Consider the following 22,398-nt stretch of genomic DNA (forward strand, 5'->3'; position numbering starts at 1 on the left):
GATCGGGGGTCCGACAGGACCGAGCGGAGCAGCGCACGGACCCTGACCTGGGCATCGGGGTCCCGGAGATGGGTGGTGGTTCCCGACGACGTCGCCGGGCGGCGCGCCGAGCATGGTCGCTGTGCAGAACGGAGGCAGGACCATGACCATCGACGAGCAGACCGCGCAGACGCCGCGCGTGGGGCAGAGCGCGAGCCGGTCGCGCCTGGTGACCGCGCGCGACATCGAGCTCTTCACCGCGATCTCGGGCGACCGCAACCCCCTGCACTACGACGCGGAGTACGCGGCGGCGACGCGGTTCGTGGGGATCGTCGTCCAGGGCGGCGTCACCACGGCGGTGCTCAACGCCGTCGTCGCCGAGGACCTCCCGGGTCCCGGGAGCGTCTTCCTCCAGCTCGACCTGCGCTTCCTCGCCCCGGTGCGCCCCGGCGACGTGATCACCGGGACCGTCGAGGTGACCGCGGCGCGGACCGACAAGCCGATCACGACGCTGGACGTGCGCGTCACCCGCGACGACGGCATCACCGCCGTCGCCGGCACCGCGGTCTGCTGGACCGAGCGCCCCTAGTCGGGGCCCTGCCGCTCACTGTCCGGCTCGCCCTCGGACTCGACATCCGGGATCACCGGCCCCAGCAGGTCGTCGGCGTCGACGATCCGGTAGGCGTAGCCCTGCTCGGCGAGGAACCGCTGGCGGTGCGCGGCGTACTCGGCGTCGACGGAGTCGCGGGCGACCACCGAGTAGAAGTGCGCCTGCCGGCCGTCGCCCTTGGGGCGCAGCAGGCGGCCGAGGCGCTGGGCCTCCTCCTGGCGCGAGCCGAACGTCCCGGAGACCTGGATGGCCACCGAGGCCTCGGGCAGGTCGATCGAGAAGTTCGCGACCTTCGACACGACCAGGACCGGGATCTCGCCCCGCCGGAACTGGTCGAACAGGACCTCGCGCTCCTTGTTCTTCGTCGAGCCCTGGATCACCGGGGCGTCGAGGGCGACGCCCAGCTCGTCGAGCTGGTCGAGGTAGGCCCCGATGACGAGCGCGGGCTCGCCGCGGTGCCGCTCGAGGATGCTGCGCACCACCGGGATCTTCGTCTTGGCGCAGGCGCAGAGGCGGTAGCGCTCCTCGGCCTCGGCGGTGGCGTAGATGATCCGCTCGTTGTCGGTCATGGTCACGCGGACCTCGACGCAGTCGGCGGGCGCCACCCAGCCCTGGGCCTCGATGTCGCGCCACGGGGCGTCGTAGCGCTTGGGCCCGATGAGCGAGAACACGTCGCCCTCGCGGCCGTCCTCGCGCACCAGCGTCGCGGTGAGCCCCAGGCGGCGGCGTGACTGCAGGTCGGAGGTCATGCGGAACACCGGCGCGGGCAGCAGGTGCACCTCGTCGTAGATGATCAGACCCCAGTCGCGCGAGTCGAACAGCTCCAGCGCGCGGTACTCGCCCTTCGTCTTGCGGGTCATCACCTGGTAGGTCGCGATGGTGACCGGGCGGATCTCCTTGCGCTCCCCGGAGTACTCGCCGATCTCGTCCTCGGTCAGCGACGTCCGCGCCACCAGCTCGCGCTTCCACTGCCGGCCCGCGACGGTGTTGGTGACGAGGATCAGCGTCGTCGCGCCGGCCTTCGCCATCGCGGCCGCGCCCACGAGCGTCTTGCCCGCGCCGCAGGGGAGCACGACGACCCCCGAGCCCCCGTGCCAGAAGCCCTCGACGGCGTCGGCCTGGTAGTCGCGCAGCTCCCAGTCGCTCTGGTCGAGCTCGATGGGGTGGGCCTCGCCGTCGACGTAGCCCGCGAGGTCCTCGGCCGGCCAGCCGACCTTGAGCAGCGCCTGCTTGAGCCGCCCGCGCTCGGAGGGGTGCACCGCGACGGTGTCGTCGTCGATGCGGTCGCCGAGCATCGGGACGATCTTCTTGTTGCGCAGCACCTCCTCGAGCACCGCGCGGTCGTTGGACAGCATGACCAGGCCGTGCACGGGGGAGTTCGTCAGCTGCAGCCGCCCGTAGCGGCCCATGGTGTCGACGACGTCGACGAGCAGCGCCTGCGGCACGGCGTAGCGGGAGTACTGCACCAGCGCGTCGACGACCTGCTCGGCGTCGTGGCCCGCGGCGCGCGCGTTCCACAGCGCCAGCGGGGTCACGCGGTAGGTGTGGACGTGCTCGGGGGCGCGTTCGAGCTCGGCGAACGGCGCGATCGCCTGACGAGCGGCGGGCGCGTCGTCGTGGTCGACCTCGAGCAGCAGGGTCTTGTCGGACTGGACGATGAGCGGTCCGTTGCCGGGGTGGCTCAACCTCTCGACCTCCGGGCGCGTCGACGGGTGGTCAAACTCATTGTCCCCCGTCCACGGCCTGCACCGTCGGGCGGAGCGGGGGCACCGCTCGGGGAGCGCTGCGGCGGTCCCGGGCATTCCGCGGGGCACGACGGATACAGTGGGCCCGCTCGACCCCGCCCACGAGGAGTGACCGACCGAACCCGAGGGGCTCACGGCGCGAACGGCGTCGGAGCCCACCCGCAGCGAGGTGTCCGCCGGGCCCGCCCGTCGAGGACCTCGCGCCGACCGCTACGGACGCCTGACCACCCTGATGCTGCCCGCCCTGCACCTCGATCGTCGTGTCGCCGTGTCACCGGCCGCGCGCTCGGCGTCACCCGTGTGCCACCGCGCTGTCCGGTCAGTCCCGACCCTAGCCCATCCCTGGTCACCCAGCGTGGACCAGGGACGCGTTCGGCGCGTGGGCGCGCCGGGCGACGTCCGACCGACCGGCGGAACCGGGAGGACCCGTCCGTGACCACATCCGAGCGAGCACCCGAGCGCACGCCGGACCGGGCGTCGGTCCGCTACCACGAGGAGCCCTCCGTCCGCCCCGCCGGCGACGACGGCGGTGACTGGACCGAGCGGCTGGCCCTGCGCAACTGGAGCCTGCCGGTCAAGCTCGCCGCGGTCCTGCTGGTGCCGACCCTCTTCGTCCTCACCCTCGGCGTGCTGCGCATCGTCGAGCAGACCGAGGAGGCCGCCTCCTACGACGGCGTGCAGCAGGCCGTGTCGCTCGAGGACCGCACGGCCCGGCTGATGGGCGACCTCGCCGCCGAGCGCTCGGCGGGCGCGGTGTTCGTCGCGGCCAACCGTGCCGGCGGGTCCGCGCCGGTCGACCAGCGCGTCGAGGCCACCAACCGCGCGGTCACCGAGCTGCGCGAGGCCGACGGCGGCGCCGACTCGCTCGACGGGCAGACCCGCCTGTCGTTCGACCAGGCCAACGCCGAGCTCACCCAGCTCGACCGCATCCGCGACGACGTGCTCAACGCCCGCGTCGACGCCGCCGGCGCCATCGGCCGCTACACCGAGTCGATCGACGCGCTCGAGGTCTTCGACCGATCGCTCTCCCGCGAGGCCGCCGACCCGAGCGTCGCCGGGCTCTCCTCGGGCCTCTACTCGCTCGCGGTGGTGCGCGAGGAGGACGCCTACGTCCAGGCCGTCGTCGCCGCCGGCATCGCGGCCGGGCGCATCGACGCGCCGTCGATCGACCAGGCCCGCAACGCGACGCTGCGCCGCTCGATCGCCGTCGACGACTTCCGCTCCGCGGTCGGCACCGACAACGCCGAGCTCGCCGACGCGGTCGTCGGCCCGGACGTCGACAACCGCGACCTGCTGGCCCAGGTCGTCCTCGGCCGCGGGGCGGCCGGGCTGCCGCTGCAGGTCTCGGGGCCGGACTGGGAGCGTGCGTCGGCGGCCGTCGAGGACCGTGACGCCACCACCGCCCAGCAGCTGCGCACCGAGCTGCAGGACCAGGCGGGCGCGCTGCAGGCCTCCGCGCGCAGCGGCGCCGGCGTCGCCTCGGTGATCCTCCTGCTGGCGCTCATGGCCGGCGCGGCGGTCGTCTTCTTCGTGACCCGCTCGCTGCTGCGCCCACTGCGCCTGCTGCGCCGCACCGCGCTGGACGTCGCCGAGCGACGCCTGCCCCAGGCGGTCCGGAGCCTGCGTGAGGGCGAGGCGCCCGACACCACGATCGTCCCCACGCCGATCAGCACCCGCGAGGAGATCGGTCAGGTCGCCCGCGCGTTCGACCAGGTGCACGAGCAGGCGGTACGCCTGGCCGCCGAGCAGGCGGGGCTGCGCTCCGCGTTCAACTCGATCTTCGTGAACCTGTCGCGGCGGTCGCAGGCCCTGGTGGAGCGCCAGCTGCGCCTGATCGAGCAGCTGGAGAACTCCGAGGAGGACCCGGAGGCGCTCTCCAACCTCTTCCAGCTCGACCACCTCGCGACCCGCATGCGCCGCAACTCGGAGAACCTGCTGGTGCTCTCGGGCACCGACCTCTCCCGGCGCGGCAGCCGGCCGGTGCCGCTCGTGGACGTCCTGCGCGCCGCCGCGTCCGAGGTCGAGCAGTACCAGCGCATCGACCTCGCGCCCCCGCCGCAGGCCCAGCTCCTCGGGCGCACCGCGAGCGACGTCGTGCACCTCGTCGCCGAGCTGCTGGAGAACGCCACCACGTTCTCCGCGCCGGACACCCGGGTGCAGATCCGCGCCACGCAGAACGGCGACGGCTCGGTGCTCGTCGAGATCCTCGACTCCGGTGTCGGGATGAGCGAGGAGGACCTGCACGAGGCCAACGTGCGGCTCGACTCGCCGCCCACGGTCGACGTGTCGGCGTCGCGGCGCATGGGCCTGTTCGTGGTCGGCCGCCTCGCGACGCGTCACCACATCGCGGTCGAGCTCCGCAACCGTGACGAGGGCGGCGTCGTCGCCACCGCCGTCATCCCGGCCACCGCGGTCCTCGCCTCCGCCGGCGGGGGCGCGGCGCCCGCCGCCGCGGTGGCGGCCGGTCCGCCGCAGGACACCGAGGCCCGCAACGGCGCCACCGGCGTCGTCCCCCAGCAGTCCCGCAACGGAGGGGCCGCGCTGCCCCAGCGCGGCCGGCGCCCCGTGGGCGCGCCCGGCGCGTTCTTCTCTCCCGGGGTCGATCCGGCGGAGCAGGGCGGGGGCGACGCGGCCGCCGCCCCGGCGCGCTCCGACGCGCCGGCGGAACGCCGTCCGGTCCTGCCGCAGCGCGGGCCGTCGAACGGGGCGCCCGGCACCAACGGGCACGGTGGTCACGGGGATGCCGGGGGGCCTGCGGGTCCCGGTGGCGCTCCCGGGTCGCGCGGCCCCGGCGGCCCCCTGGGGCCCGGGGGACGCGGGATGCGCCGCCCCGAGCGGGCGCCGGTCGAGGAGACCCCGGTCGGGGCGGAGCCGGAGTCCGCCGAGCCGGTCGAGCAGGGCCCGGGCGAGCAGGCGCCGACGGCGCTGCACCGTCCGGAGGGGTCCGGGGCGGACGCCCCGCAGGCTCCCGAGACCGACGGCGAGCAGGACCAGGGACAGGGACGCCACGGGCTCATCGGTGGCGGTGTCGCCGCCGGTGCCGCGGCGCTCATCGGTGCCGCGGCCGCTCGCCGGCGGGGTCGGCGTCCCGACGAGGACGGCGGGGACGGCGAGGTCGGCGGGGACCCGGAGGCCCGCGAGGAGGAGTCGCCTGGCGACGCCGCCGAGCCGGCCGGGGCGCCCTCCGAGGCACCGGCCGAGCACGACGCTCCGGAGATGCCGGCCGCCGCCGGTCCCGACGGCGCCGAGCCCGAGGGCTCCGCGCCCGAGGAGGGCCCCGAGGGCCTCGCCGGGCGGCCGCCGGGACGTCCGGCGGGCCCGCCGCAGGGTCCGTTGCCGGGTCGCCCGGGTCAGCCCGGCGGCTACGGCGGCCCCGGTGCTCCCGGGGGGCCGTTCGGTCCGGGTGGGCCGGGTGGCCCCGGCGGGCCGGCCGGTCCCGGGGTCCCGCAGGGCCCGGTGTGGGGGCCGCCGGACGGCCGTCGCGGGGGTCCGCCCCCGGGGTGGCGCGGGCCCGGCGCCCCGCCCGGTCAGGGGCCGGGCGGTCCCGGTGGTCCGTACGGGCCGCCGCCGCAGGGCCCCCCGCAGGGTCCGCCGCCGGGCCGGCCCCAGGGTCCGCCCGCGGACCAGCCGCAGGGCCGGCCGCAGCAGCCTGCCGCCGGTCCGCCGATGTGGAACGGCGCGCCCGTCGTGCCGCCGCCCGGCCCGTCCGACGCCGAGGAGGCCGGCGAGGTCAGCGAGGGCGCCGAGGGCGTCGAGGGCGCCGAGGAGCGGGTCGACGAGCCGGTCGGGGACCAGGTCGCCCCGCCGCCGGAGGCCGCCGCGGCGAGCGTCGACTCCGCGGACGGCGCCGCGCCGTCGACCACGACGGACGCCGAGCCGTCGGACGAGGACGCGGCACCCGCGCGGCGCGGCACGCTCCCGCTGCGTCCGCGCGTCCTGCGCCCGCAGCCGCGCACCGCACCCGCCGGAGCGGAGGGGGACACCCCCGCCGAGACCGGCGGTGCCGCTCCGGGTGTCCCGGACGCCGCCGGCGAGGAACCGGCCGTCCCCGGGGCCGAGGCTCCGGCCACCGACGCGCCGGCGGACGAGACTCCCGCGCCGGTCGCCGAGGAGACCCCGGAGGTCCCGGAGGCGCTGGACGCCCCGGAGGCGCCGGGCGAGGGTCGCGGGCTGCGCCCCACGGGCCGGCGCCTGTCCCCGGGCGGCCCGGCGCTCTCGCCGGGCATGGCGCCGCGACTGCGGCCCCGTCGGTCCGCCGGCTCCGCCGAGGAGCCCGGAGAGCCCGGTGTCGCCGGGGACGCCGGAGCCACGGAGACCGCCGGACCGGGCGCGCCCGGGGCGCCGGCGGCGTGGTCCGCGCCGATGCGTCCGGAGGCACCCGCGACGCCCGAGGCGCCCGGGTCGCCCGAGGCACCCGCCGCGACGGCCGAGCCGACGGATCCGTCGGCACCGTCGGCACCCGGGGAGCCCGCCCCGCAGGGCTTCCGGCCGCCGCCGGGGTCGCCCCTGCCGCGGCGGTCGGCCGAGCCGACGCCCCCGCCGGCCGCCGGCGACGCGCCGGCCCCCGAGGCCCCGCAGGGTCCCGAGGGTCTCCAGCCGCCGGCGGGGCTGCCGCGCCGGTCGGGTCAGCGGTCCGCGCCCCCGGCCGCGTTCGGTACGGAGACCGGCGACGGCGGGCGTCTCTTCGACGCCCCGCCGGCGATCCCCGACAACGGCAACGGGCACGCCCGCAACGGCGGCGCCGCGAACGGTGCCAACGGTGCCAACGGTGCCGCCGCACCCGGGCGCGCGGTCCCCGAACGTCTCCCGGGCCGGGCGGGCACGCCGCGGCGGGAGCGGACGCCGATCTACGACGAGGTCGCCTCCGCGTGGTTCCGCGAGGCGCCGCCGTCGGCCGGGCCGGACGACGCCGAGTGGGCGTCGACGTCCGGGGACGAGGGCTGGCGGGCGGCCGCGGCGACGGCGGACGCGCTCGACGCCGGCACCAGCGCCGGCGGCACCACCGAGTCGGGTCTGCCCCGGCGCCGCCCCCGGGCCCAGCTGGTGCCCGGCGCCGCCCGGACCGCCGCTGCGGGTCCCGGCGAGGGCGCGGCCGGTCCGCGGCGCAGCGCCGAGGCGATCCGCGGACGTCTCGCCAGTTATCAGCAGGGTGTGGCCGACGGGCGCACCACCCGCCGGGGCCGACCGGCCGACACCGCGGACGAGCCGGCGCACGGCGACCGTCTCGGGGACGAGGAGGAGCAGTGACCGAAACCCAGTCGCAGCCGAGCCGGTTCGGCTGGTTGGTCTCGAATTTCGCCGAGCGCGTGCCCGGCGTCGCCCACGCCGTCGTGGTGTCGGCCGACGGCCTGCTGCTCACCGCGTCGAACCGGCTGCCGCGTGACCGCGCCGACCAGCTGGCCGCGGTCGCGTCCGGGCTGGTCAGCCTCACGCAGGGCGCGGCGCGGTGCTTCGAGGCGGGCGACGTCGTGCAGACCGTCGTCGAGATGGAGCGGGGCATCGTCCTGCTGATGTCCATCAGCGACGGGTCGTGCCTGGCGACTCTCGCCGCCCCGAACTGCGACATCGGGCTGGTCGGCTACGAGATGACCCTGCTGGTCGACCGGGTGGGCCAGCTCCTGACCCCCGAGCTCCGTGCCGAGCTCCAGGGGTCGGCGGTGCGATGACCGCGCGAGGGGGTGACGACCGGTGAGCGATGACCCCGGCGAGTCCTTCGCCGACATCCTCAACGGGATCAACGGGCCGGCGCCGCGAGGGCCGCGCGGCGAGCGGCGCGGGCTCTTCCGCCGTCGCCGCACCGACGCGCCGTCCGACGGTCCCGACGCCGCCGACGGTCCGGGGCCGACCGACGAGCCGGCGACCGGCCCGGAGAGCGGCGGCACCGTCGCCCCCGACGGCTATCTCTACGGCGACGGGGCGCCCGACGGCGCCCACTCGTGGTCCGGGGGAGAGCCGCAGACCGCGCCGTACGGCACACCCCAGGTGGGGCCGCCGCGGCATGAGCTGCCCGAGCCCGAACCGCCCGCCGAGCGCGCCGAGGACGTCGCGATCGTCCGCCCCTACGCCTGGACCGGCGGGCGCACCCGCCCGGTCTACGACCTCGCCATCGAGACCCTCGTCTCGGTCGGCACCGCGGGCCGCGACCCGTCGCGGATCCCCCAGTACGAGCACCGCGCCGTGGCGGAGCTGTGTCGCGAGCCCCGGTCGGTCGCGGAGGTGGCGGCGTTGCTGACGCTGCCGCTCGGCGTCGCCCGGGTGCTCATCGGCGACATGGCCTCGCAGGGCACCGTCGTGGTGCACCAGACCGCCTCGACCTCGGGCGACGTCCCGGACATGGCGTTGATGGAAAGGGTGTTGAGTGGACTTCGACGGCTCTGACGCGGCCGTGGCCGAGCCCGCCCCGACCACCACCTCAGCCAAGATCGTCGTGGCCGGTGGGTTCGGTGTCGGCAAGACGACGTTCGTGGGTTCGGTCTCGGAGATCGACCCGCTGACCACCGAGGCCGTGATGACCGACGCCAGCTCCGGCGTCGACGACCTCTCGGCGGTGCCCAACAAGCGCACCACCACGGTGGCGATGGACTTCGGCCGCGTGTCGCTGGACTCCGACCTGATCCTCTACCTGTTCGGTACCCCCGGGCAGGACCGGTTCTGGTTCATGTGGGACGACCTCGTGCGCGGCGCGATCGGCGCGGTCGTCCTCGCCGACACCCGCCGGCTCGCGGACTGCTTCGCCGCGGTGGACTTCTTCGAGGACCGCCGCCTGCCCTACGTGCTCGGCGTGAACTGCTTCGACGGCGTCCTGCGCCACGAGCTCGAGGACGTCCGCGAGGCGCTCGCCATCGACCCGGCGGTCCCGATCCTCACCGTCGACGCCCGCGACCGGGAGTCGACGAAGCAGGCGCTCATCGCCCTCGTGGAACACGCCATGCAGGTCTGGGCGGTCGGCGCCCGGGCCTAGCGTGTTGTTGCAGCGAACGCGCTGTTCGCTGCTTCTATGCGCTGGTTCTCCCCGTTCGCATCCGGCGTAGCGAGTGATCAACGGGGACTTCGCGCGCATAGAAGCAGCGAGATACCCGTTCGCTGCAGGAGCCCGGCGAGCCTCAGCGGTCGGCGAGGACGCTGACCGAGGTGATGCGGTGCAGCGCGAAGGACAGCGGGGCGGCGCCGACCGTCTCGCCGTTGGTGTCGCCGTCGTCCTCCACGCCTTCCAGCACGCCGCCGCCGACGCGCAGGGGACGCACGACGCGCTGGGACGCCGTGCCGTGGGCGTCGACGTAGCCGATCCACACGCTGCGGCCGGTGCGGGCGGCCTCAGCGAGCACCGCGACCGTCGCCGACGTGGCCGTGCGCCCGGAGCCGGCGCCCGTGGCGCGGCCGCGCGAGGCGGTGGCGGCCCGGTCGCCCGCGCGCAGCTGGGCGACGAGGGCGACGACCTGGTCGGAGGACAGCGACGGCGTCGTGCCCACCGCGCGCTCCGGCCGGCGGGCGGCGGTGCGCCGGCCCCGGGGCCGCAGGTCCAGCACGCCGCCGACGTCGTCCTCGGCGACGGGGGAGAGCCCGGCGCCGCGCAGGGCCTCGAGGACGTCGACCAGCGGCTGCTGGCTCACGAGCACGGTCGGGGCGATGCGGCGCAGCTCCAGGCGCTCGGCCTCGGGGTGGGCGAGGACCTCCGCGATGAGGGCCTCGTCCTCGGAGCGCAGGAACGAGGCGGCCGCCCCGCCGCGGAGGCGTCCGTGGCGCCGGGCGACGTCGTCGACGAGGTACGTCAGCCCCTGGGGCACCGGCGTGGCGGAGCGCGTCGAGAACAGCTCGTGCAGGTCGGCGGCGGTCTGCCCGAGGTCGAGCGCGCGGCGCACCGTGGCCTCGCTGATGCGGTAGACGGTGGCGCTGCCGGCGGACTCGACGTCGGCGACGCGGTCGAGAGCGGCCGCCAGCCCGGGCTCGAGGCGACCGGGCGCGATGGCCGTGAGGTCGGCCTGCAGGAGCACGTGGTCGACCGGGTCGGGCAAGGAGCGCCGCAGGGCGGCGGCCGCGGCGCCGTCGGGATCGTCGCCGGGGCCGCGGGCCACGGTGAGCAGCTCCCGGGCCGCGGAGGTCAGCGCATCGTGGGCGACGAAACCGATCGTGGTGGCCTCGCGCAGCACCGTGCGGATCATCTCGTCGCGCTGCCGCCCGCCCTTGCGGGGGGCGCGCCAGGCCAGGGAGGCGACGAGGTCGTCGGCGGTGGGCGGGCCCTCGCCGTCGGGGAACTCGGCGAGCCGGTCGAGCACCCGGCGGCGCAGCGCGGGCGCCCAGGGCCGGCGGGCCTCGTCGGACAGCGGGCCGATGAGCTTGTCGCCGACGTCGCGGGCGCCGACCAGGGACGGGGCGCGGGGGGTGTCCAGCCAGCCGCGGGCGAGCGTCGTCCAGCGCACGTCGGGGCCCGCGGCGAACCAGCGGTCGACCGTCACCGTCGGGGTCCACGCCGCGTCCGCGCCCTCCGACACCGCGACCAGCCCGGCCCCGGCGAGCACCTCCACGAGCAGCGCGGCGTCCTGCTCGGTGAGGCCCTCGTCGCGGGCCACGCGGCGCAGGTCGCGCACGCCGAGCCCACCCGAGCGCAGGACGGACGGCGGGCGGTCGGACCACGCCGTGAGCACCGACTCCGCGTGCCGCACCAGCTCGAGGATCTCGCCCGCGGCCGTGGCGTCGACGTCGGCGGGGTCCTGGCGCCGCGGCGACGGCATGGGGTCGGCGAGGGGGACGTCGCCGAGCGGGCGGTCGGCCCGGACGCCGAGGGCGGCCTCGCGGGCGAGCTCGACGGTCTCGTGGTCGACGCGGTGCAGCAGGCCTGCCGCGAGCAACCGCCCGACCGGGCCGTCGTCAGGCCCCTGCGCCCGGCTGCGCCCGATCGGGCCGTCGGCGGCCAGCGCGTCCACCACCGAGCGCTCGTCGGCGGACAGGCCGGCGACGATCTCCGCGGGGTCGTCGGCCAGCGCGATCTCGGAGAACTCCGGGGCCGGGCGCCCGAGGCCGCCGGGGTAGCGCACCGACACGTCGCGCAGGGCCGGGACCGCGCGCCACCCGGCGGTCGCCGCGGGGTCGGCGTGCGGCAGCGCGGGCGGGACGGTGGAGCCGTCGGGCCACGCGAGAGCGCGGCGCTCGAGGTCGGCGAGCGCGGCGCGCCCGGCGTCGGCGCGGTCGGCGCCGAGCAGGGCCAGGACGTCGCCCGCGGCGGCGGGCGCCTCGTCGGCGCGCACGACGAGCAGCGCGTCGACCACCTGCAGGGTGAAGGCGTCGAGGTCCTCGCACGCCCGGCCGACCGACATCCGCACGCTCGCCCGGGTGGCCACGACGCCGGTGTCGGCGGGCGCGGGCAGCGCGAGGTCCGGGCGGGCACGCAAGAGCGCGCCCAGGGTGTCGTCGTCCTGGGCGCGCAGGTGGTCGAGCAGGGACTTGCCGGACATCGTCTCTCCACGGTAGTCGGGCTCCGGCGCGCACACCTCGCAGGTGCGGCAGACTGGGGCTCCGCCGTCCGGGCGGGCCGCACGTACGGCGGGAGGAGCCGGAGAGAGATGGCCGACGACCACGCGACCGGAGAGCAGCCGGAGCACGAGAGCCCCGTGCGCGGCGGGGAACCCTGGTGGCCCGAGGTCGAGGGCGACCACCCCGTCACCGAGCTCATGGCGCCGACCCAGGGATCGCCGTCGCCCTTCGGCGACACCGAGTTCCCGCTCCCGGCCGACCAGCTCGGCTACGTCCATCCGGTCACCGAGATCAACCGCTGAGCCGCCAGGTCGCAGGTCTCCTGCTCGCGGCCGGCGGCGGCCGGCGGATGGGCCGCCCGAAGGCCGCCGTCGAGCTGGACGGCGAGCCGCTGGTGCGCCGCGGGACCCGGGCGCTGGGCGCGGCGGGGCTCGACCCGGTGGTCGTGGTGCTCGGCGCCGGACTGCCCGGCACGGCCGACCTGCTCGACGCGGGCACCACCTGGGTGCCCGCGCCGGGGTGGGACACCGAGGGGCAGGCGGCGTCGCTGCGGGCCGGCCTCGACGCGCTGAGCGGCACGGACGCCCTCGCCGTGGTCGTCGCCCTCGTCGACACCCCCGGCATCGGTCCCGAGGCGCTCGCGCGGGTGGCCGCCCGCGCCACCGCGCCGGACGTGATCGCCCGCGGGGCGGTCGGCGGCCGCGCGGGCCACCCGGTGCTGCTCGGCCGCGACCACTGGGAGGCTGTGCGCGCGGCCGCCACCGGCGACGCGGGCGCGCGGGGCTTCCTGCGCGGGCGCGACGACGTGGTCGCCGTGGAGATCGGCGACGTCGCGGTCGACGACGACCTCGACACGCCCGAGGACCTGCAGCGATGGAGGGAGACAGCACGGTGACCGTCCCCGGACCGGGTTACGCGATCACGGCTCGCGTGGAGGCGCCCGCGAGCGCGACCGCCGCGGGTGACCTCGCCGTCGCCGTCGGGCGGGTCGGCGGTGTCATGACGGCGTTCGACGTCGTCGAGTCCCGCACCGACTCGATCATCGTCGACATCAGCTGCAACGCCCTCTCCGAGGAGCACACCCACCAGATCACCGACGCGCTCGACGCCCTCGACGGCGTGCGGGTGCGCAACGTCTCCGACCGCACGTTCCTCGTCCACCTGGGCGGGAAGATCGAGGTCACGCCCAAGGTCGGCCTCCGGACCCGCGAGGACCTCTCGCGCGCCTACACGCCCGGGGTCGCCCGCGTGTGCCAGGCGATCGCGGCCCGTCCCGACGACGCCCGCAGCCTGACGATCAAGCGGAACACCGTCGCCGTCGTCACGGACGGCTCCGCCGTGCTGGGGCTGGGCAACCTGGGGGCCGCCGCCGCGATGCCGGTGATGGAGGGCAAGGCGGCGCTGTTCAAGCGCTTCGCGGGCGTCGACGCGTGGCCGGTCTGTCTCGACACCCAGGACACCGAGGAGATCATCCGCACCGTCGAGGTGCTGGCGCCCGGCTACGGCGGGATCAACCTCGAGGACATCGCCGCCCCGCGCTGCTTCGAGATCGAGGAGCGGCTACGGGAGAAGCTCGACATCCCCGTCTTCCACGACGACCAGCACGGCACCGCGGTGGTCGTGCTCGGCGCGCTGCGCAACGCGCTGCGCGTCATCGGCAAGGAGATGAACGACTGCCGGATCGTCGTCTGCGGTGTCGGCGCCGCCGGCTCGGCGATCATCCGGCTGCTGCTGCCGCTGGCGCCCGCCGATCTGCTCGCCGTCGACGTCGAGGGGATCATCCACCCCGACCGACCCGGCCTGCACCCGAGCCTGCGCTGGGTCGCCGAGCAGACCAACCGCGAGCACCGCACCGGCGACCTGCACGACGCGATGCCCGGGGTCGACGTGTTCATCGGGGTCTCCGCGCCGGACCTGCTGCACGAGGCCGACGTCGCGGGCATGGCCGAGAAGGCTGTCGTGTTCGCGCTGGCCAACCCCGACCCCGAGATCGACCCGTCGATCGCCCAGCGGCACGCGTCCGTCGTCGCCACCGGGCGCTCGGACTACCCGAACCAGATCAACAACGTGCTCGCCTTCCCCGGCATCTTCCGCGGACTGCTCGACGCGCACGCCCGCGGCATCAGCGACGTCATGCTGCTCGCGGCCGCCGCGGCGATCGCCGACGTCGTGAGCGAGCCGAACCCGCTGTTCATCGTGCCCAGCGTCTTCGACAGCACGGTGGCCACGGCCGTCGCCGCCGCCGTCCGGAAGGTCGCCGAGCAGGACCGCGCGGGCGAGGGCGTCCCGGTCGGCGAGGCCCTGGCCGTCGGCGAGGAGACCGCCCGCGCCGCGGAGGACACCGATGAGTGAGGGCTCCGGGCTCACGCACGTCGACGCGACGGGCGCCGCGCGGATGGTCGACGTCGGCGACAAGGAGGTCACGCGGCGCACGGCGACCGCGACCGGCGTCGTGCGCACGACACCCGAGGTCACCGCGGCCCTGCGCGACGACACCGTGCCCAAGGGCGACGCGCTCGGCGTCGCGCGGGTCGCGGGCATCATGGGCGCCAAGCGCACGCCGGACCTCGTCCCGCTGTGCCACCCGATCCCGCTGGCCGGCGTGACGGTCGACCTCGAGGTCGGCGACGACCACGTCGCCATCACCGCGACCGCCCGCAGCGCCGACCGCACCGGCGTGGAGATGGAGGCGCTGACCGCCGTCGCCGTCGCCGGGCTGACGCTCCACGACATGATCAAGGCGCTGGATCCGGCGGCGACGCTGGACGCGGTGCGTCTCGAGCGCAAGGAAGGGGGCCGCTCCGGTGTCTGGACCCGACCCGACGGCCGGTGACCCGACCCGCCGCGCCCGGGTGGTGACGGCCTCGAACCGCGCCGCGTCGGGCGTCTACACCGACCGCGGTGGGCCGATCATCGTCGAGTGGCTCCGCGGGATGGGCTTCACGACGCCCGACCCGGTCGTCGTGCCCGACGGCGAGCCGGTGGCCGCCGCGCTGCGCGAGGCCGTCGCCGACGCGACCCACGTCGTCGTCACCACCGGCGGCACCGGGATCTCGCCCACCGACGCGACGCCCGAGGCGACCCGCGCGGTCATCGACTACGAGATCCCGGGCCTCGCCGACGCCGTGCGGCGCGCCGGCGCCGACGCGGTCCCGACCTCGGTGCTCTCGCGTGGCGTGGCGGGCGTCGCCCGGCGCACCCTGGTGGTGAACCTCCCCGGTTCCCCGGGCGGGGTGCGCGACGGCCTGGCCGTGCTCGAGCCGATCCTGGCCCATGCCGTGGACCAGATCCTGGGAGGGGACCACACATGACCGGGACGCGAAGCAGTGAGGGGAGCACGCCGATAGGGGAGCCGGGCCCGACGGTCCGGGCGCGGGTCCTGCGGGCGACCGTCACCGAGGAGTCGCTCGACGTCTCCGAGCACGCCGCGCTGGTCGACGACGCCGCCGCCGGCGCCGTGGTGACGTTCGCGGGCGTCGTGCGCGACCACGACCACGGCCGGTCGGTCACCGCGCTGGACTACGAGGGCCACCCGAGCGCCGCGACGGTCGTGGAGAAGGTGGCGGCCGAGGTCGCCGGGCGGTTCCCCGGCGTGCGGGCGCTCGCCGTGACCCACCGGGTCGGCGCGCTCGGGATCGGCGACGTCGCCCTGGCCTGCGCCGTCGCCGCCGAGCACCGCCGCGAGGCGTTCGACGCGTGCAGTGAGCTCGTCGACGCCGTGAAGCGGGAGCTGCCGGTGTGGAAGCGCCAGGAGTTCACCGACGGCACCGAGGAATGGGTCAACTGCCCCTGACCCGTTCCCCGGTCCCGGAGCGAAGGCGCCCCTGACTGCGTGGGACGCAGCGAGGGACGCCCTCGCTCCACCTCGGGAGCCGCGTCAGCTCATCGCGAGCGTCTGCCCCGGGAAGATCATGTTCGGGTCGGTGATGACGTCGCGGTTCGCCTGGGCGATCGACTGCCAGGACGCCCCGTGCGAGGAGGCGATCGAGCCGAGCGTGTCGCCCGCGCGCACCGTGTAGCTGCCCCCGGACGCGGGGGCGGTGTCGCGCACGGCACGGGTCTCGCCGTCCGAGGAACTGCCCGACGAGGCGTCCGAGGAGCTGTCCGAGGAGTCGTCCGCCTCGTCGTCGGAGGACGACGACGAGGAGGACGACGAACCCGCCGAGGGCACGCTGCTGTTCGGGGAGTCGTCGGTCTGGCCGGTCTTGCGCGAGCAGGTCGGCCAGGCGTTCATGCCCTGCTCGGCCTTGACGCGCTCGGCGACCTGGATCTGCTCCTCGCGGCTGGCGTCCTCCGGGGAACCGGAGCCGCCGAAGGCGTTCCAGGTCGAGTCGGTGAACTGCAGGCCGCCGCCGAAGCCGTTGCCGGTGTTGATGCTCCAGTCGCCGCCGCTCTCGCACTGGGCGAGGGCGTCCCAGTCGGTGTCGGCGTGGGCGGCCGGGGCGGCGAGCAGCGCCGCGGGCACGACGGGGGCGCCCGCCGCGACGACGGCCAGGGTGGCCCGGCCGAGGCGACCGGGGCGGTGGGGGGCGCGGTGGCGCCCGGGGCGCGCTGCGGGCAGCACGGAACGGTTCTCCACGAATCTCCACGAGGCCGCGCCTGCCGCGTCCGCCGGGCCGTCGCGAGGGGGAGCGGACGGGGGGAGTCCCGGGGCTGTCGGGTCCTGTCCGGGCACTGCTCCGGCGGGGCGGATCCCGCCGGACAGGACGGCGCTCGGGTTCCGGTCGGCACCGCCGCACGGGCCGACGACCTGACGCTAGATCCGTCGACGAGTCACGGCTTGTCGCTCTCAGTTTCGTGAGGAGGGCGCTGAGGTCACGAACGAGTGACGAACGTGCAGCACAGAGGACTCGGTGTCACCGACGGTTCTGACCGGCGCACGCAGTGTCGCTGAGAGCTGTGACGCGGATCACCAGCAGAGACACGACGACCCCGGCTCCGGGGCTCGGGAGCCGGGGTCGTCCGCGCCGGGACGAAGCCTCAGTCGTCGTCCGAGGAGGACGAGGAGGAGCTGTCGCTCTGCCCCGTCTTCTTGGAGCAGGTCGGCCAGGCGTTCATGCCCTGCTCGGCCTTGACGCGCTCGGCGACCTGGATCTGCTCCGAGCGGCTGGCGTCCTCGGGCTGGCCGGAGCCGCCGAACGCACGCCAGGTGGAGTCGGTGAACTGCAGACCGCCGCCGAAGCCGTTGCCGGTCTGGGTGCTCCAGTCGCCGCCGCTCTCGCACTGGGCCAGTTGGTCCCAGTCCGTCGTGTCGGCGGACGCGAGCCCGGTGGTGAAGGCCATCGGGGTGGCCGCGACCGCGCCCACCAGGGCGACCTGCGCCGCCCGACGTCCGAGGGCGCGCGCCAGCGACTCATCGGTGTTGCGAAGCATGACCTCTCTCCGTACCGCGCCTCGCGGGAGGGACCTCTCGGTCGGGTCGACGGCCGGTTCCACGCGGCCTCACCGCCCGCGGTGCTCTGCGCACCCGGGTCACACGTCCTCGCGCCCGTCCGGTCCGCCACTTTCGTCTCGGGGCAGTCACCCGGGTCGCTGGACGGGCGCCGGCGCGGCGACCTCGGGGGTGTCCGGCCTCCCCCGCACCGGATTCGGTGCCGCGTCGGGGAGCCGGACGCGAACGGTACGGAGGACACGGCGTGTTTCAACCCGGCGGTCGTGCGAGCGATGTCACCCGAACGACACGGTCCCGTGACTCCGTCGGGAGAAGCTGCGCAGCTCAGAAGCAGAGATGATCTCGGCGTGCCGGGAATGTGACGCCCTGTCGCAGATCCGTTGTGTGCACGGCCTCACGGCCGGAACACCGCCGTTCAGAGCAACCCGAGGCCTCCACGGGTGGCTCCCCGATCAGCGCTGCGGGATGCTGGTGGGGTGACAGCGAGCACCGCACCCACCAGCCCGGACGACCTGGCGCAGGCCCTCGACGGCACCGGCTACCTCGCCGACGCCGGCCTGGCGTCCGCGGCGTTCCTGGCACTGCGCATGGGCCGCCCGCTGTTCTGCGAGGGCGAGCCGGGCACCGGCAAGACGGCGCTCGCGCAGGCGCTGTCCGAGGCGCTGGCGCTGCCGCTGGTCCGGCTGCAGTGCCACGAGGGCATCGACGCCTCGCAGGCCCTCTACGACTGGGACTTTCCGCGCCAGCTGCTGCACCTGCGCGCGCTCGAGGCGTCGGCGAGCGCCTCGCGCTCCGAGCTGGACGTCGACGCCGTCGAGTCCTCCCTCTACGACCGCCGGTTCCTGCTCGCGCGCCCGGTGCTGCAGGCGCTCCAGGACGCGCCGTGCGTGCTGCTCGTCGACGAGGTCGACCGTGCCGACGACGAGTTCGAGGCCTTCCTGCTCGAGGTGCTCGCCGAGAACTCCGTGACGATCCCCGAGATCGGCGTCGTGCGGGCCGAGACCCCGCCGCTGGTGGTGCTCACGTCCAACCGCACGCGCGAGGTGCACGACGCCCTCAAGCGCCGCTGCCTCTACCTCTGGCTCGAGCACCCCGACCTCGCGCGCGAGACCGCGATCCTGCGCCGCCGGCTCCCCGGGCTGCCCGAGGAGCTGGCCGAGCAGGTCGCCCAGGCGGTCCACGGGCTGCGCGGGCTCGATCTGCTCAAGCCGCCCGGGGTCGCCGAGTCGATCGACTGGGCGCAGGCGCTGCAGCTCGTCGGCGCCCGCCGGCTCGACCTCGCGTCGGCCACCGCGACGCTCGGCGCGGTGCTGAAGTACCGCGAGGACGCCGACCGGGCGCGCGACAAGCTGGACGCCCTGCTCGCCTCATGAGCACCAGGGGCGAGCGGAGCGACCTGGAATGACCACAGCCGACCAGGGCGGGAGCAGCGACGCGCCGGCTCCCCGCCCGCACGCGGGCGCCGTGCTGGCCGCCGACGTCGTCGACAGGCTCGGCGGCGGTGCCCCGCCCGACGACGAGGCGGTCCTCGAGGACTTCGTCGCGTTCACCCGCCTCGTGCGCAACGCGGGCGTCCCGGTGACCACCGACCGCGTCGCGGCCTACCTCCAGGCGCTGCGGCTCTCCGACCTCACGAGCCAGGTCGCCACCTACTGGGCGGGCCGGCTGACGCTGTGCGCCGACCCCGACGACGTGGTGCGCTACGACCACGCGTTCTTCGCCTGGTTCTCCTCCGACCCGCGCGACCAGCGCATGGGCCGCCCGGGGCCGCCCAAGCCGCGCATCTCGACGATGGCCGCGCTCACCGACCCGCCGCCGGGCTCGGGGGAGGGCGAGGACGAGGAGACCCCGGAGCTGCGGGTCGCGGCCTCCGGCGAGGAGGTCCTGCGCGACCGCGACATCGCCGAGCTCTCGATCGGCGAGCGCGAGCACCTCAAACAGCTGCTCGCGCTGCTGCGCCCCGCCCCGCCGCGGCGCCGGGCCCGACGCCGCCGGCCCGCCCGGCGCGGCGAGCCCGACCCGCGGCGCACGCTGCGGGCCGCGCTGGCCAACGGCGGCGAGATCGGTGACCTGCGCCGCCGCGCCCGCCGCGAGCGCCCCCGGCGGGTGGTGCTGCTCATCGACGTGTCGGGCTCCATGAGCCCGTACGCGGACACGCTGCTGCGCTTCGCCCACGTCGTCACCCGGCGCACGCCGCAGGCCGTCGAGACGTTCACGCTCGGCACCCGGCTCACGCGCGTCACCCGCGAGCTGCGCCAGCGCGACCCGGAGCGCGCGCTGGTCGACGCGGGGAAGGCGATCCCGGACTGGTCGGGCGGCACGCGGCTCGGCGAGGTGCTGCGTGCGTTCCTCGACCGCTGGGGCCAGCGCGGTGTGGCCCGGCGGGCGGTCGTCGTGGTGTTCTCCGACGGCTGGGAGCGCGGCGGGGCGGAGCTGCTCGGCGAGCAGGCCGCCCGGCTCGCCCGTCTCGCGCACCGGGTGGTCTGGGTCAACCCCCACGCCGGCAAGCGGGGATACGCGCCGGTGCAGGGGGGAATCGCGGCGGCCCTCCCGCACGTTGACCGTTTGCTGGCGGGACACTCCCTGGCCACGCTGGCCGAGCTGCTGGAGGTGCTGCGGGATGCGTGACGTTCTGCCGACGCTGGAGTCGTGGTGGGCCGAAGGCCGCCCCACGGCGCTGGCCACGGTCGTCGGGACCTTCCGGTCCGCCCCGCGCCAGCCGGGCGCCTCGATGCTGGTCGGCAACGACGGGCAGGCCGTGGGCAGCGTGTCGGGCGGCTGCGTCGAGGGCGCGGTCTACGAGCTGGGCTCGGGGATCCTCGAGGGCACCGACGAGGCGACCCTGCAGCGCTACGGCGTCTCCGACGACGACGCGTTCGCCGTGGGGCTGACGTGCGGCGGCATCCTCGACGTCTACGTCGAGCAGGTCGACCGCGAGTCCTTCCCGCAGCTCGGCGAGATCGCGAAGGCCGTGCGCGAGCACCGGTCGGTGGCCGTGGCCACGGTCGTCTCAGGCCCGGCCGAGCGCATCGGGCGCCGCCTGGTGGTATGGCCCGAGGAGGTCGAGGGCAGCACGGGCTCGGAGCGCCTCGACGACGCGCTGCGTGACGACGTGCGCGGGCTGCTCGCCGCGGGCCGGTCGGCGCTCGTGTCCTACGGCACCGACGGGGAGCGCCGCGGCGAGGGTCTGCAGGTGTTCGTGGAGGCGTTCGCGCCGCCGCCCCGGCTGATCGTCTTCGGTGCCATCGACTTCGCCGCCGCCGTCGCCCGGATCGGCACCTTCCTGGGCATGCGCGTCACGGTGTGCGACGCGCGCCCGGTGTTCGCGACCTCGAGCCGCTTCCCGGAGGCCCACGAGGTCGTCGTCGAGTGGCCGCACCGCTACCTGGCGAAGGAGGCCGAGGCCGGGCGCATCGACGGCCGGACCTCGCTCGCCGTGCTCACCCACGACCCCAAGTTCGACGTGCCGCTGCTCGAGGTGGCGCTGCGCCTGCCCGAGATCGGCTACATCGGGGCGATGGGGTCGCGGCGGACCCACGAGGACCGCCAGCAGCGGCTGCTCGAGGCCGGGGTCACCGAGGCCGAGCTGGCCCGGATGTCCAGCCCGATCGGGCTCGACCTGGGTGCGCGCACCCCCGAGGAGACCGCGGTCTCCATCGCGGCGGAGATGATCGCCCAGCAGTGGGGCGGCCGCGGCACGCCGCTCTCGGACCGTCAGGGCCCGATCCACAGCGAGTCGAACGTCGAGCCCGCGATCTCGGCGGCGTCGCTCACCGCGGCGGGCGGATCCTGACGGACCCACCCGCCGCGAGCGGGGACGTCACCCGTCGGCGGTGGCCGGCCCGAACTCGCCGCCGACCTCGGTGACCCGGTCCGCGGGGAAGCCGCCGCGGCGCGCGTGCTCACGCACCACCTCCGCCGACACCGCGGAGTGGACGCAGTAGATCGTGTCGCCCGCCGCGAAGCTCTCGTGCCAGGTGTAGGGGGTGTCCAGCCCCTCGACGACGGCGTTGGACGTGCGGGCGATCTCCCGCAGCTGCTCCGGGCCCAGGTCGCCCGCGCCGGGGACGGTGCGCTCGATGATGAACTTCGGCATGGCGTCACTCCTCGTGATCCCTGACCGGCCCCCTCGGCCGGTCACGGGAGGAGCGTCGCCCGACGGCCGGGCCCCGATCGTCGGGACGAGCTCCCCATCTTCGGCGCGGCCGCTCCCTACACGACGCGGGCGGTGACCAGCAGGTACTCCCAGTCCATCGTCCCGCCGCCGCGGTCGTGGCGCGCCGCCACACCGGCGATGTCGGCCTCGAGCGCGGCCGTGCGCTCGGCGTCGTCGGCGACGTTGCGGTACGCGACGATCGTCGGCCCGTAGGTCTCCTTCCAGTAGGCGCGGAACGCGTCGGGCGTGGCGAACGCGGACACGGTGACGGTCTGCCGGCGCGTCTCGAGGTCGGTGACGCGGTCCCCGAGCAGGGCGCGGACGTGGGCCTCGTCGCCCCAGAGCGGCGGCGGCTGGGCACCGGGCGGGGGCGGCGGCGCGTACGGCTTCATGGTCTTGAACAGGTCCCCGACGAAGCCCTCGGGCGTCCAGCTGATGATCCCGATGCGCCCGCCGGGGCGCACGACGCGGACGAGCTCGTCGGCGGCCTGCTGGTGGTGGGGGGCGAACATGACGCCCACGCAGGACGTGGCCACGTCGAACGCGTCGTCGGCGTAGGGCAGCGCCTCGGCGTCCCCCTCCTCCCACGCGACCGCCACACCCGCACGCTCCGCGGCGGCCCGCCCCGCGGTGAACAGCTCGGGGGTCAGGTCCGACGCCACGACGTCCGCGCCGGCGCGCGCCGCCGGGATCGCGACGTTGCCGGTGCCGGCCGCGATGTCGAGCACCCGCTCCCCGGGACGGATCCCCGTCGCCGTGACCAGGCGGGGTCCGAGCTCGGCGATGAGGGTGGCGGCGACGTCCGGGTAGTCGCCCAGGCCCCACATCGTGCGGTGGCGTGCCTTGAGGGCCTGATCGGCCGCGCTGCCGATGCTGGTGTCGGTGCTGGTCTCGGTGGTCGTCTCGCTCACGATCGTCTCCTCGTTCCGGTGACCGGATGGTGGGCCGACGCTCTGTGCGGCCCGTCACAGTCAGCGTGGTGGAGGGTGACGAATCGGTCATGGGGAGGCGCTCCCCATGTTTCGACGGACCGTGACTAGGCCGTTCG

Annotated in this window: 18 protein-coding genes and 1 pseudogene; 13 read left to right on the top strand and 6 right to left on the bottom strand. The window is 75.9% G+C overall.

The window, feature by feature from the left end:
• Positions 1 to 142 precede the first annotated feature (142 nt).
• Positions 143 to 568 carry a MaoC family dehydratase gene (locus ACR9E3_RS07480; protein WP_460379588.1) on the top strand — a complete coding sequence of 142 codons (426 nt, stop codon included), beginning with the start codon at positions 143 to 145 and terminating at the stop codon, positions 566 to 568.
• Here ACR9E3_RS07480 and ACR9E3_RS07485 read toward each other — a convergent pair.
• Entirely contained in the window at positions 565 to 2,274 is a 1,710-nt protein-coding gene (locus ACR9E3_RS07485; RefSeq protein ID WP_460379589.1) for a DNA repair helicase XPB, read from the bottom strand. The two genes, ACR9E3_RS07480 and ACR9E3_RS07485, sit on opposite strands and share 4 nt — an antisense overlap.
• A 492-nt stretch (positions 2,275 to 2,766) precedes the next feature.
• On the opposite strand from ACR9E3_RS07485, the gene ACR9E3_RS07490 reads away from it, so the two are divergent.
• Genes ACR9E3_RS07490 through ACR9E3_RS07505 form a run of 4 tightly spaced genes read left to right on the top strand, consistent with a single transcriptional unit; the run spans position 2,767 to position 9,295 of the window.
• Positions 2,767 to 7,581, top strand: a complete 4,815-nt coding sequence (locus ACR9E3_RS07490; RefSeq protein ID WP_460379590.1) for a sensor histidine kinase — start codon at positions 2,767 to 2,769, stop codon at positions 7,579 to 7,581.
• Positions 7,578 to 8,000 carry a roadblock/LC7 domain-containing protein gene (locus ACR9E3_RS07495; protein WP_285650819.1) on the top strand — a complete coding sequence of 141 codons (423 nt, stop codon included), beginning with the start codon at positions 7,578 to 7,580 and terminating at the stop codon, positions 7,998 to 8,000. Before ACR9E3_RS07490 ends, ACR9E3_RS07495 begins: the two co-directional genes overlap by 4 nt.
• A 22-nt stretch (positions 8,001 to 8,022) precedes the next feature.
• Positions 8,023 to 8,712, top strand: a complete 690-nt coding sequence (locus ACR9E3_RS07500) for a DUF742 domain-containing protein (RefSeq protein WP_460379591.1) — start codon at positions 8,023 to 8,025, stop codon at positions 8,710 to 8,712.
• Entirely contained in the window at positions 8,693 to 9,295 is a 603-nt protein-coding gene (locus ACR9E3_RS07505; protein WP_285650814.1) for a GTP-binding protein, read from the top strand. Before ACR9E3_RS07500 ends, ACR9E3_RS07505 begins: the two co-directional genes overlap by 20 nt.
• A 142-nt stretch (positions 9,296 to 9,437) precedes the next feature.
• Here the strand turns inward: ACR9E3_RS07505 and ACR9E3_RS07510 are convergent, their stop codons facing one another.
• The gene (locus tag ACR9E3_RS07510) at positions 9,438 to 11,783 is read right to left on the bottom strand and encodes a helicase-associated domain-containing protein (protein ID WP_460379592.1); all 2,346 of its coding nucleotides are present in this window, start codon (positions 11,781 to 11,783) and stop codon (positions 9,438 to 9,440) included.
• 108 nt (positions 11,784 to 11,891) lie between these two features.
• Between ACR9E3_RS07510 and ACR9E3_RS07515 the strand changes: the two genes are divergently transcribed.
• From ACR9E3_RS07515 to ACR9E3_RS07535, 5 genes and pseudogenes are all read left to right on the top strand, one after another.
• Positions 11,892 to 12,104 carry a hypothetical protein gene (locus ACR9E3_RS07515; protein WP_460379593.1) on the top strand — a complete coding sequence of 71 codons (213 nt, stop codon included), beginning with the start codon at positions 11,892 to 11,894 and terminating at the stop codon, positions 12,102 to 12,104.
• A 47-nt stretch (positions 12,105 to 12,151) separates the two neighbouring features.
• The gene (locus tag ACR9E3_RS07520; RefSeq protein WP_460379594.1) at positions 12,152 to 12,697 is read left to right on the top strand and encodes a nucleotidyltransferase family protein; all 546 of its coding nucleotides are present in this window, start codon (positions 12,152 to 12,154) and stop codon (positions 12,695 to 12,697) included.
• Positions 12,694 to 14,154: a malic enzyme-like NAD(P)-binding protein gene (locus tag ACR9E3_RS07525; protein ID WP_460379595.1), complete on the top strand. Its 1,461-nt coding sequence runs from the start codon at positions 12,694 to 12,696 to the stop codon at positions 14,152 to 14,154. The genes ACR9E3_RS07520 and ACR9E3_RS07525 overlap by 4 nt, the downstream gene beginning before the upstream one ends.
• Positions 14,147 to 14,635, top strand: a complete 489-nt coding sequence (gene moaC, locus ACR9E3_RS07530) for a cyclic pyranopterin monophosphate synthase MoaC (RefSeq protein ID WP_460379596.1) — start codon at positions 14,147 to 14,149, stop codon at positions 14,633 to 14,635. Before ACR9E3_RS07525 ends, moaC begins: the two co-directional genes overlap by 8 nt.
• Positions 14,636 to 14,654: 19 nt before the next feature.
• A pseudogene (locus ACR9E3_RS07535) lies at positions 14,655 to 15,595 on the top strand (molybdenum cofactor biosynthesis protein MoaE).
• 84 nt (positions 15,596 to 15,679) lie between these two features.
• Here ACR9E3_RS07535 and ACR9E3_RS07540 read toward each other — a convergent pair.
• Entirely contained in the window at positions 15,680 to 16,381 is a 702-nt protein-coding gene (locus ACR9E3_RS07540) for a transglycosylase family protein (protein WP_460379597.1), read from the bottom strand.
• Positions 16,382 to 16,782: 401 nt separating this feature from the next.
• Positions 16,783 to 17,175 (bottom strand): transglycosylase family protein, encoded by a 393-nt coding sequence (locus ACR9E3_RS07545; protein ID WP_460379598.1) that lies wholly within the window; start codon positions 17,173 to 17,175, stop codon positions 16,783 to 16,785.
• A 495-nt stretch (positions 17,176 to 17,670) separates the two neighbouring features.
• Between ACR9E3_RS07545 and ACR9E3_RS07550 the strand changes: the two genes are divergently transcribed.
• Genes ACR9E3_RS07550 through ACR9E3_RS07560 form a run of 3 tightly spaced genes read left to right on the top strand, consistent with a single transcriptional unit; the run spans position 17,671 to position 20,987 of the window.
• Positions 17,671 to 18,567 carry an AAA family ATPase gene (locus tag ACR9E3_RS07550; RefSeq protein ID WP_285650798.1) on the top strand — a complete coding sequence of 299 codons (897 nt, stop codon included), beginning with the start codon at positions 17,671 to 17,673 and terminating at the stop codon, positions 18,565 to 18,567.
• Positions 18,568 to 18,595: 28 nt separating this feature from the next.
• Entirely contained in the window at positions 18,596 to 19,822 is a 1,227-nt protein-coding gene (locus tag ACR9E3_RS07555) for a vWA domain-containing protein (RefSeq protein ID WP_460379599.1), read from the top strand.
• Entirely contained in the window at positions 19,815 to 20,987 is a 1,173-nt protein-coding gene (locus tag ACR9E3_RS07560) for an XdhC family protein (protein WP_460379600.1), read from the top strand. Before ACR9E3_RS07555 ends, ACR9E3_RS07560 begins: the two co-directional genes overlap by 8 nt.
• A gap of 27 nt (positions 20,988 to 21,014) precedes the next feature.
• Here the strand turns inward: ACR9E3_RS07560 and ACR9E3_RS07565 are convergent, their stop codons facing one another.
• Together ACR9E3_RS07565 and ACR9E3_RS07570 are read right to left on the bottom strand one after the other, a co-directional pair.
• Positions 21,015 to 21,290 (bottom strand): DUF4242 domain-containing protein, encoded by a 276-nt coding sequence (locus ACR9E3_RS07565; RefSeq protein WP_285650789.1) that lies wholly within the window; start codon positions 21,288 to 21,290, stop codon positions 21,015 to 21,017.
• Positions 21,291 to 21,406: 116 nt separating this feature from the next.
• Complete coding sequence (locus ACR9E3_RS07570; RefSeq protein WP_460379601.1) at positions 21,407 to 22,261, bottom strand: class I SAM-dependent methyltransferase; 855 nt, start codon at positions 22,259 to 22,261, stop codon at positions 21,407 to 21,409.
• Between the last annotated feature and the right edge of the window lie 137 nt (positions 22,262 to 22,398).

This window comes from Actinomycetospora sp. C-140 (assembly GCF_054796175.1).